At 33.4% G+C, this 9851-nt stretch carries 11 protein-coding genes; 2 read left to right on the top strand and 9 right to left on the bottom strand.

Annotated elements, in window-relative coordinates; genetic code table 11:
- Positions 1 to 254 precede the first annotated feature (254 nt).
- The 9 genes from CD113_RS06065 to cidR form a co-directional block, all read right to left on the bottom strand.
- On the bottom strand, positions 255 to 1226 hold the full coding sequence (locus tag CD113_RS06065; protein WP_002461877.1) for an alpha/beta hydrolase fold domain-containing protein: 972 nt from the start codon (positions 1224 to 1226) through the stop codon (positions 255 to 257).
- A gap of 154 nt (positions 1227 to 1380) precedes the next feature.
- The gene (locus tag CD113_RS06060; RefSeq protein WP_002461878.1) at positions 1381 to 1713 is read right to left on the bottom strand and encodes a thioredoxin family protein; all 333 of its coding nucleotides are present in this window, start codon (positions 1711 to 1713) and stop codon (positions 1381 to 1383) included.
- Between the two features lie 30 nt (positions 1714 to 1743).
- Positions 1744 to 2148 (bottom strand): acyl-CoA thioesterase, encoded by a 405-nt coding sequence (locus CD113_RS06055; RefSeq protein ID WP_002461880.1) that lies wholly within the window; start codon positions 2146 to 2148, stop codon positions 1744 to 1746.
- 90 nt (positions 2149 to 2238) lie between these two features.
- Positions 2239 to 2367 carry a hypothetical protein gene (locus CD113_RS12945; RefSeq protein ID WP_268741110.1) on the bottom strand — a complete coding sequence of 43 codons (129 nt, stop codon included), beginning with the start codon at positions 2365 to 2367 and terminating at the stop codon, positions 2239 to 2241.
- A gap of 40 nt (positions 2368 to 2407) precedes the next feature.
- Positions 2408 to 4474 carry a glucose-specific PTS transporter subunit IIBC gene (gene ptsG, locus CD113_RS06050; RefSeq protein ID WP_002461882.1) on the bottom strand — a complete coding sequence of 689 codons (2067 nt, stop codon included), beginning with the start codon at positions 4472 to 4474 and terminating at the stop codon, positions 2408 to 2410.
- Between the two features lie 220 nt (positions 4475 to 4694).
- Complete coding sequence (locus tag CD113_RS06045) at positions 4695 to 6434, bottom strand: pyruvate oxidase (RefSeq protein ID WP_002461883.1); 1740 nt, start codon at positions 6432 to 6434, stop codon at positions 4695 to 4697.
- 46 nt (positions 6435 to 6480) lie between these two features.
- Positions 6481 to 7170, bottom strand: a complete 690-nt coding sequence (locus tag CD113_RS06040; protein WP_002461884.1) for an LrgB family protein — start codon at positions 7168 to 7170, stop codon at positions 6481 to 6483.
- On the bottom strand, positions 7163 to 7558 hold the full coding sequence (locus tag CD113_RS06035) for a CidA/LrgA family protein (RefSeq protein ID WP_002461886.1): 396 nt from the start codon (positions 7556 to 7558) through the stop codon (positions 7163 to 7165). Before CD113_RS06035 ends, CD113_RS06040 begins: the two co-directional genes overlap by 8 nt.
- Positions 7559 to 7840: 282 nt before the next feature.
- Positions 7841 to 8719, bottom strand: a complete 879-nt coding sequence (gene cidR, locus CD113_RS06030) for a cidABC operon transcriptional activator CidR (protein WP_002461887.1) — start codon at positions 8717 to 8719, stop codon at positions 7841 to 7843.
- A gap of 164 nt (positions 8720 to 8883) precedes the next feature.
- Here cidR and CD113_RS06025 point away from each other — a divergent pair, with 164 nt between their 5' ends.
- Entirely contained in the window at positions 8884 to 9102 is a 219-nt protein-coding gene (locus CD113_RS06025; protein WP_002461888.1) for a sterile alpha motif-like domain-containing protein, read from the top strand.
- 309 nt (positions 9103 to 9411) lie between these two features.
- Positions 9412 to 9843: a CHAP domain-containing protein gene (locus tag CD113_RS06020; protein WP_002461889.1), complete on the top strand. Its 432-nt coding sequence runs from the start codon at positions 9412 to 9414 to the stop codon at positions 9841 to 9843.
- The last annotated feature ends 8 nt before the right edge of the window (positions 9844 to 9851 follow it).

Here is a 9851-nt window from a genome sequence, read left to right as displayed (position 1 = left end):
CTCCATTATTTTTGAAAATGTAATGGAGTGGATAAGTGACTTAAATTGATGAAATTCGATTCAAAATTTATACATCAACCGATTTTGACAATGAGCCAATAAAACTCTGATGAGGTCATAGCATACGTGAACAATACATTCACTTGTTATGACAGTATTCATCAGAGTTTTTGTCATTATTTAAGTTCCCTCTCAAATTGGACTAATACATAATTATTCACTCATTATTTATCAGTTCTAAAAATAGAACGCCCTTATTTATTTAAAATTGTCTTTAATTGGTAAATAAAGCGTCGTCTTTCCGGAATGTTAAATACCGGATAAATGTGAAATTGGTAATGTCCAGGAATGAAATCATGGTCGATGCCTTTAGCGCTCAATAGTTGAGATAAATTCACCGCATCAGGGAATAAAATTTCTTTAGTACCGGCTGTTAAAGTCATGCGACCTAAACCATCTACATCTCCATTTATAGGTGAAATACGATAATCTTCTAGAGGCATGTCGCCAGCCCATTGTTGTACTAAATATTGCGTACCTTCAACACCAAGCATTGGATCCTTTTTCAAGTATTTAGGAATTTCTGGATGACGCATTGTTGCATCTAACACTGGTGAAATAAGAATGATGTGACCAGGTTGTGGTAATTGCTGTTGTTTTAATAATTGGGCAAATGATAAAGCAATTTGACCACCTGCTGAATCTCCCATCACTATTAATTGTTCAGGGTTATCAATCTCTTTTAATGCTTGTTGATAAAGGTTTGTTATTAATTCATTGGTTGCTCTGTAGTCGCGGTGAGGTATTTTAGGATAAATTGGCATGATTACTTTAGTTCCTAATATTTGAGCCATGTCATCTACAAATGCAAAATGGTCAACTAATGGATCTTGGAACCATGCACCACCATGTATATATAATACTGTTTGCTGTTGCTTATGATGTTGATCATTAAGTGTATATACTGTAGAGCCGTACATTTCTTCTTTAGCCACTGCTGACGTAAAATGATAATCTGTACCTTTGTAGTCACCTTTCGTTAAAGGTGCCATATCAGCTAAAGCTTGTTGGGCCTTTTGCTGCGAAACAAAAGTCTTTTTCATTCCACCTAAACGAATCATTTGTTCTAAGACAAAACTTTTAACACTTCTTTTTTCGCGGACTTTAATATGTGCATATGCTGCAACTAAAAACGCTAAACTAAAGGTTGTAACTTTTTTCTTCATATCAGTGGTCTCCTTTTGTTAATGTCTAGTGTATTCTACTTTATCATGTTAATGATTATTTATTCCAATGATTATTGCTAGATTCAATTATATTTCTATGCAAAAAAGCTGACACGACAATCAATTACGTCGTATCAGCCTTTCCATTATATGTTTATTGTTCAGTCAAACTGTCATTCATTTGTTTTAAGTAGTGTTCAAAACGTTGCATATCAATAAAGCGTCCTTGACGATGCATTTCTTTGCCATCCATAAAAATCAAATCTACCGGTACAGTGAAAATATTAAGCTCCCCTGCAATGTCTTCAACATGGCTTTGATTGATGACACCTAAAGGTACATTAGGATAATTAGACATTAAATCTTGAATTTGAGGTAATACAGCATGACAGACACTACAATTATCGCGCATAACATGTACAACAGTTAATGGATACTGTTGTATAAATACTTTAAATTCATCAACACTATTAAGTTGGTTAACCATACTGAACACCTCTTTATATTATTATCCTATTTATTTTAAAATATCTTGAAACACTTGTGGCATTTTCATAATTTTTCGACGTTCTAAATCAAGAAATCCACCTGTTTGATAACCAATACAATGCACTGTTCCTTCAGAAACAATTTCAAATTTGAAAATCCATTTCATTTTACTAGCTTGAATTAAGTAACAGCGACCTATCGGTTTATCATGAATCGTAATCGGAGTCTTATATTCCGCTTCTGTCTTCATTAAAATTGGTGACATGTGTTGTGACATCATTTCTGAATAATTCATATGTTGATTAATGAAGACTGTTCTTAAATCTTCAAACCATCGGATATAGACGATATTACTAACAATGCCCATGGCATCAATATCATAGCCATTCACTTCAATATCTTTTTGTGCTACTAATTTTCCTTCTTCAGCCATTGTACTAATTCCCCTTATTTCTATTACAATTCGTTAATATATTTTTATTACTTTTCCGATTAAAATACAAGCAATTCAACCTGCTTATGCTTACCATTTCATTAATATACCAATATAAATGATGATAATCGGTAATGTTACAGTAAAATTATTTATCATATGTACCATCATACTATCTCTAATGTTACCTCGTCTATCGTAAGATATTACACTATACAAAAAACACACCTCATCGGAGATGTGCTTTGTTAGTTATCTATTATTTAACTGTCATAATTAGTTTTCCTGGATCGACATCTTGGATATCTTGAATATCTAATGTTCTATCCTCTAGATTTGTCACAATAATTGGTGTAACAATGCTTGATGCATGTTCTTTAAGGTAAGCCAAATTCACTTTCATTAATGGTTGACCTTGTGTCACCTTTTCGTCAACATTAATTAAACTTTCAAAACCTTCACCATTTAATTTGACTGTATCGATACCAATATGAATTAATACTTCTACACCCGTTTCTGATTCTAAACCTATCGCATGTTTTGTAGGGAAGATTGTCTTCACTGTACCATCAAATGGTGCTACAATTTGATCATTTTCAGGAATAAAGCCAACCCCGTCCCCCATCATTTTTCCAGCGAAAACTTGATCAGGCACTTCTTCTAAAGGAATGATTTGTCCAGTTCCTGGTGCAAAAATATCAGTTGTTACGACTTTTTCCATGTGTACTGGCTCGTCTGATACTTCTTCAGTAACAGTTGTTTCACTTGGTTTAGTAATCTCGCCATTCATAATTTTGGCCATATCGTGTTTAATTTGGTCTGATTTTGGACCAAAGATCGCTTGCATATTATTACCTACTTCAAGTACACCAGAAGCACCTAAAGCTTTTAATCCTGCCACATCAACGACAGATTTATCTTTAACTTCTACACGTAAACGTGTAATACATGCATCTAAATGTTTAATGTTTTCTTTGCCACCCATAGCATCTAAGACATCAAACGGTAATTTTGCCACACTTGAATTACGTATTTCTGTTTCCTCATCTTCACGACCAGGTGTTTTCAATTTGAATTTACGGATAGCAAAATCAAATAAGAAGTAATAAATAACGGCATAAACAATACCTACTGGGATAACTAATAATGCATGTGTACGATCCCAATTTAATAAGCCATATAAAACATAATCAATAAATCCACCAGAGAACGTCATACCTATTTTAACGCCTAGTAAATGCATTACTAAGAATGAAGTACCAGCTAATACAACATGTATAGCGTATAATACTGGTGCTACAAATAAGAATGAAAATTCTAATGGTTCAGTAATACCAGTTAAGAATGCAGTTAATCCTGCTGATAACATTAAACCACCAACAATTTTCTTACGTTCTGGGCGAGCATTTTTATAAATTGCAAATGCTGCCGCTGGTAAACCGAACATCATAAATGGATATTTACCTGTTGTGAAGGCCCCAGCTGTAAATGGTACACCGTCTTTTAATTGTGCCATCCAGATACGTTGGTCACCACGGACTAACTCTCCTGCATGGTTAGTATAATGCCCAAATTCGAACCAGAATGGTGAATAGAAGATATGATGTAATCCAAATGGAATTAATGAACGTTCAATAATACCAAAAATAAATGTTGTTAATGCTAAATTTTTATTTAATAGGAAATTAGATAGACCATTCAATCCCTCTTGAATTGGTGGCCATGCAAAACTTAATACCACACCTGTTACAATAGCTACAGCTGACGTAACAATTGGTACGAAACGCTTACCTGCAAAGAATCCTAAGAAAGCAGGCAATGTAATATTATAGTATTTGTTATAACACCATGCTGCTAAAGCCCCCATGATAATCCCACCGAACACACCAGTTTGTAATGTTGGAATACCTAAAATTAAAGCATTGGCAGGGTCTTTCGCTGCTTGACTCAATTCTTTAGCGCCTTTAGCATATGAGAAAATATCATCTATTGTGATATTCAACACTTTACCCATTGTGGCATTCATAATTAAATAACCAACAAATGCTGCTAATGCTGCAACGCCATCTCCACCTGCTAATCCGAGTGCTGTCCCGACTGCAAATAGTAACGGCAAGTTATCAAATACAACTTGACCTGCTGCTTCCATAATTGATGAAATCATTGCAATAACATCATTTTTTAACCAAGGTGCGATGGCTACTAATTGTTCATTATGCATCGCATTACCAAATGCTAGTAATATACCTGCAGCTGGTAGAATTGCAACTGGTAACATTAACGCTTTACCGATACGTTGTAATTGTCCAAATAATTTCTTAAACATTTTAAACATCCCTCTCGTTATTACTTTTCGATATACAAAAAGCAGGCATGAACAAACAAGACCATATGATGTCATCATGGTTCAATTGTTTGCTCATGCCTGCTTTACCAGTAACACGCAAAGTTATTTTATTTCATAAGTATTATACATATTTAATAAAACGTTTTCAATAGTTTTTCAAAAAATAACTCGGTCACAATGGACCGAGTTACTAAATTTATTATAAGAAACGTTTTGCTGCTACTGAAATTGGTGGGATTTGATCAAAATCTAAATGTTTATCTTCAGTAATAGATCTGTAAGCCCATTTACCATAGCCAAGTGCTTCTTCATTAACGATTTTACCTGGTAATGGTGCAGCATTTGGATCAACATGTACATCTACGATAGTTGGAACATCTTGTGCAAATGCTTCTTCGATAACTGCATCTAATTGACTTGGATCTTTAACAGTGTAACCTACGCCACCTGCTGCTTCAGCAAATTTTGCATGGTCCATATCAGAGAAGTCGATTGCATATTCTAATTCACCTGCTGCTTGTTGTTCATATTTAATAAACGCTAATTGTTTATTATTTAATACGAATACAGTTAATGGTAAATCATATTGTACTGCAGTTGCAAAGTCTTGCATAACCATTTGGAATGCACCGTCACCAGCAATAGCAATTGCTTGGCGTTTTGGATAAGCAATTTTAGCAGCCATTGCACCAGGTAGGCCGCAACCCATTGTACCTAACCAACTTGAAATGATGAATTTGTTATTTACACCCATGTTAAGGTAACGTGTAGACCAAACTGTTGATGTACCAACATCAGCTGAAACAATTGCGTCGTCTTTCATGAATTTATTAATAGATGCCATTAAGCGTTCTGGACGTAATGGTTTACTATTATTGTTTTTATCTTGTTCCATCCATTTATCCCATACTGCTTTACGTTCTAATGTTTTATTTAAGAATGGACGTTCAGCAACATGATTGATACTTTCTGTTAATTGATGGAATGCTACTTTACTATCTCCAACAATGCCTACATTAATATTGAAACGGTGTCCAATATTGCGTGGGTTGGTATCAATTTGGATTGCTTTAATGTTTTTCTTAGGTAGGTAGTCAACATATGGGTAGTTTGTACCAGCCATAATTAATAAATCTGCATCTTGAATTGTTTGATAAGATGTTTTGGTACCAATTTTACCTAAGTTACCAATACTATAAGGATGATCATCCGGTATAATTGTTTTCGCAGGTAATGTATGGATAACAGGAATTTTTGCTGCTTCAACGAATTCACGTAATTCATCTTTCGCATGTTGTGTTCCTACACCAATAATCATTACTGGTTTTTTACTTTTGTTAATTAATTTTGCAGCTTTTTTGATGTCTTTAGCTTTAGGTGATACAGCTTTTGGTTTAGTAGTATCTACTGCTCTATTTGTAGTGTCTTTGATTTTGTCAGTTAATAAATCATTTGGACAAACAACAACTGCTACACCTTTTTTCTCATAAGCTGTACGAATTGCTTCATTAACAATTTCAAAGACATTATCGCCTTTTTCAATTTGGTGATTATAAACTGCAACATCTTCACATAATTTTGTTATGTTTGTTTCTTGGAATGCTTTTGTACCTAGAGCTGTACTGTTCGTTTGACCTGATAAAATCAATTGAGGTACATTATCCATTTTAGCGTCGTACATACCATTTAATAAGTGTACTAAACCTGGACCACCAATACTTAGAGCTACCCCAATTTTACCAGTCATTTTTGTATAACTTGCAGCTGCTAAACTTGCTACTTCTTCATGACGAACATGATAAAAAGTTAATTGCTCTCTCACTGTACGTAAACTATCAACTACCGCGTCGATAGAATCTCCTGGAATACCATATAAGTGATCAATATCCCATGCTTGTAATGCTTTAACTAACGCTTCGTTTGCTTTAATTTTTGCCATTATTACTAATAGCCTCCCTTTCTTGTTTACTAGTAATTTTCCCGAATTAATAGAACAACAAAATTAATATCGGTAATAATACCGAACTAATTACTGCAGTTAAAATCATTCCAATTGAGCTAAATGCACCTGACTCAATGTCCATTTCTAATGCTTTAGCAGTACCAAAGGCATGTGACGCATTTCCATACGTTAAACCTTTAGCAATTGAAGATTCAAATCTTCCAAAACGTAATAACATTGACCCTAGAATACTACCGATCAAGCCAGTCGTTATAATAAATAAGACAGTTATAGTATCCGTACCACCTAATTCATTCGACACTTCAATACCGACCGCTGCTGTAATTGAACGTGGTAATATCGAAACTATAATATCTTTAGAATAACCAAAGGCTTTCAACGTTAGAAATACTAACATAAAATTAAGTAGCACACCAGTTAACACACTTGCTAAAATAACTGAAACATTACTTTTTATTTTATGTCGATTCTTATAAAGTGGGTATGCTAAGCACACTACTGTCGCATTTAAAATGTGATTAATCCAGTTGCCACCTTTCATATACCCGTTATAACTAATTCCAAAGATAAGTAATACAAAAATAATACCTAAAGAAGCAATTAATGCTGGATTTAAAAAGGGATTAGGATATTTTTCCTGTAACCTTTTAGCACCATAATATAAAATAACCGTTAATAAAATCATTAAAAATGCTTGTATTACATCATTCATAAGCATCTAATCCTTTTTGTCGCTTGTTCTTAACACACATTTTCTCAGCAACAAATCCTGAAGATAACGCAACTAAACAAGTTCCGACAATAATGACAGCAAAGAATACAATGTAATTTAAAGTAATGTCTGAAGCAACATCCATAATACCCACAACGGATGGTATAAAGAAAAAGACCATTGTCTTTAATAAAAAGTTTGCACCTTCTTCAATCCATGAAAGTTTAACAATCTTGAATTGTAATAGTAGGTAAAATAAAAATAGACCAACAATACTGCCAGCAAGGGGAAGATGTAAGAGCTTTTGAGCCTCTGTGCCAATATACGTAATCACAATGATGAGTCCTAGTTGTAAAATAAGTTTGATTATAAATTGGGCTTTCTGCAACGACTCCATCCCTTTCTTAAAATATGTCTAAATTGTTACAAATGTTTTTTTGTTACAAGCTCTATTATAAGAATTTTCAACTCATTATAAAAATACTCTTTTGTCATGATTTGTATTACTTTTTTCTATGGAAACGCTAACTTATATGTACTTATGTAATGATTGCATTCAAAATAAAAAACATTCACTTATCTTTATGTGAGACAACAATAGCCTAGGACAAAAATTACTACTGTTCCATTCTTGTAGCCTCACCCTATATTGATAAGTAAATGTTTATTGTTATGATAAGCGTTGCTTTAAAAATTCAATCCATTTCGTCGTTGCATGACTCAATTGTTTATCTTTTTTCCAGACGACACCTAATTCCCAATGTACGTGTGCATCTTCAATACGTAGTAATTTAACATTTTCATTGAGCTGTTGAGAAATCGCTGTTGGTAAAATACTAATACCTAGTTCATTCGTAACTAAATCTTCAATAACATGCCATTGTGAAATTTGAGCCACCATATTAGGAATGAATCCAACATTTTTAGCATTTTCAATGATCTTGTCATTCAAGTAAAAGTCTTCGTTAAATAAAATAAAATCTTCACCCGCTAAATCTTCCATCTTAACGGATTCATATTGAGCTAATTTATGAGAGCGACTCACTATTAAGCGTAAATCTTCTTTATCTAAAGATGTATAATCAAATATATGATGGTCAACAGGTAATGTTGTCACTCCTATATCAACTTCATCATTTAATATTTGTTGTTCAATGGTCTTACCACCATTTTCAATAAGATTATAAGTCACATGCGGATATAATTGATGAAAGGCACCAAGGATATTAATAATCGTCTTCATATTCATCACCGCTGACATTCCCATATTAATATGACCTGTTTCTAAACCATATAATCGATCCATCTCTACAGGTAAATTATCATACAGCGCCACAATTTCTTTACTTTTATCATAGAAAATTTGACCAGCATCCGTTAAAATTAAATGCCGTTTACTTCTATCAAATAAAGGTGTGGCCATTTCATTTTCAATATCTTTAATCGCTTTACTAATTGTTGGTTGTGCAATATACAATGACTTGGATGCGTTGGTCATGCCACCTTGTTTAACAACTTCTATAAAATACTTCATGTGTTTGATATCCATATGTATCACCTTTATTCTTTAAATCCATTTCTTCCATTATACACAACTTTTCACTTTATCATTCAGCTAACGTATACTTTGCTATTAATGATAATTATATGTATTTTACAATAAAATTTATGGTATGATAATAATGGCTCAATTAAATTATTCGAGGTGAGGACTTGAGCTTTTACGAATTTATGCAAAATTTTCTTGGTGATGACACACCATTAGGTGAATTGGTTGATTGGATTAATCAAGATAACAGTTTTCCTAGAGAAGTGAAGAGCCATAGTGAAATATTGTCATACTTTCGAACAAATCCATGTGCTGAGAGCGTTTCAATGTCTCTTATTAAAAGAGCGTTGTCAGTTTTCAACCAATTCACAAATGTACATTGATACATGAATGACATGGAATGATCATCTCTTACATAACGCCTTTGTATAAGGGCGTTTTTGTTTTGCCTTTTTTAAACCATCACTCATTGATGATATCCTTTTATAATTCATTTATCCTGTCATAAATATTTTGTATTATTCTTGTATTTTTCATGAAATAGTTTATTTATATTACAAATTCACATTATATGTGTCAGCAACGTTACAGTTCGTTGTATTATTGATTGCTTATATTGTATTAACAGCGTTTTCAGCATATGATGGTTAACGTTAAATATCGAATAAACATTTGGGGAGAATACAATTATCATGAAATTTAAAACGCTACTTGGTCGTATACTTATTACTGTCGCAATTCTATTTACTGCTAACCTTGCATATCAATCTGTCGAAGAAACACATCAATCACATGCTGCTGTGAATTATTATGGTAAGCATCAGTGTACTTGGTGGGCATACGAACGACGCGCTAAACTGGGTAAACCTGTTTCTAATCGCTGGGGTAACGCACGTAACTGGTATACAAATGCACGTAATTCTGGTTATGCTACTGGTCGTACACCACGTAAATATGCAGTAATGCAATCAACAGCTGGTTATTATGGTCATGTTGCAGTTGTTGAACAAGTATATGCTAACGGTAGTATTAAAGTTTCAGAGTATAACTATAGTCGTCCTCTAAATTACAGTACGCGCTACTTAAGTAAAAATGCTGCACGCGGCTACAATTATATCTATTAAATAATATA

It is taken from the genome of Staphylococcus simiae (genome assembly GCF_002902085.1).
GTDB lineage: Bacteria > Bacillota > Bacilli > Staphylococcales > Staphylococcaceae > Staphylococcus > Staphylococcus simiae.
The sequence above is the reverse complement of the archived record's forward strand: the minus strand, read 5'-3'. Positions and strand labels throughout refer to the sequence as shown.

What these genes read in the sequence shown, in the direction of transcription:
- CD113_RS06065 (WP_002461877.1), bottom strand. Translation starts at nt 1,226, where the DNA reads ATGAAGAAAAAAGTTACAACCTTTAGTTTAGCGTTTTTAGTTGCAGCA.
- CD113_RS06060 (WP_002461878.1), bottom strand. Translation starts at nt 1,713, where the DNA reads ATGGTTAACCAACTTAATAGTGTTGATGAATTTAAAGTATTTATACAA.
- CD113_RS06055 (WP_002461880.1), bottom strand. Translation starts at nt 2,148, where the DNA reads ATGGCTGAAGAAGGAAAATTAGTAGCACAAAAAGATATTGAAGTGAAT.
- ptsG (WP_002461882.1), bottom strand. Translation starts at nt 4,474, where the DNA reads ATGTTTAAGAAATTATTTGGACAATTACAACGTATCGGTAAAGCGTTA.
- CD113_RS06045 (WP_002461883.1), bottom strand. Translation starts at nt 6,434, where the DNA reads ATGGCAAAAATTAAAGCAAACGAAGCGTTAGTTAAAGCATTACAAGCA.
- CD113_RS06040 (WP_002461884.1), bottom strand. Translation starts at nt 7,170, where the DNA reads ATGAATGATGTAATACAAGCATTTTTAATGATTTTATTAACGGTTATT.
- cidR (WP_002461887.1), bottom strand. Translation starts at nt 8,719, where the DNA reads ATGGATATCAAACACATGAAGTATTTTATAGAAGTTGTTAAACAAGGT.
- CD113_RS06020 (WP_002461889.1), top strand. Translation starts at nt 9,412, where the DNA reads ATGAAATTTAAAACGCTACTTGGTCGTATACTTATTACTGTCGCAATT.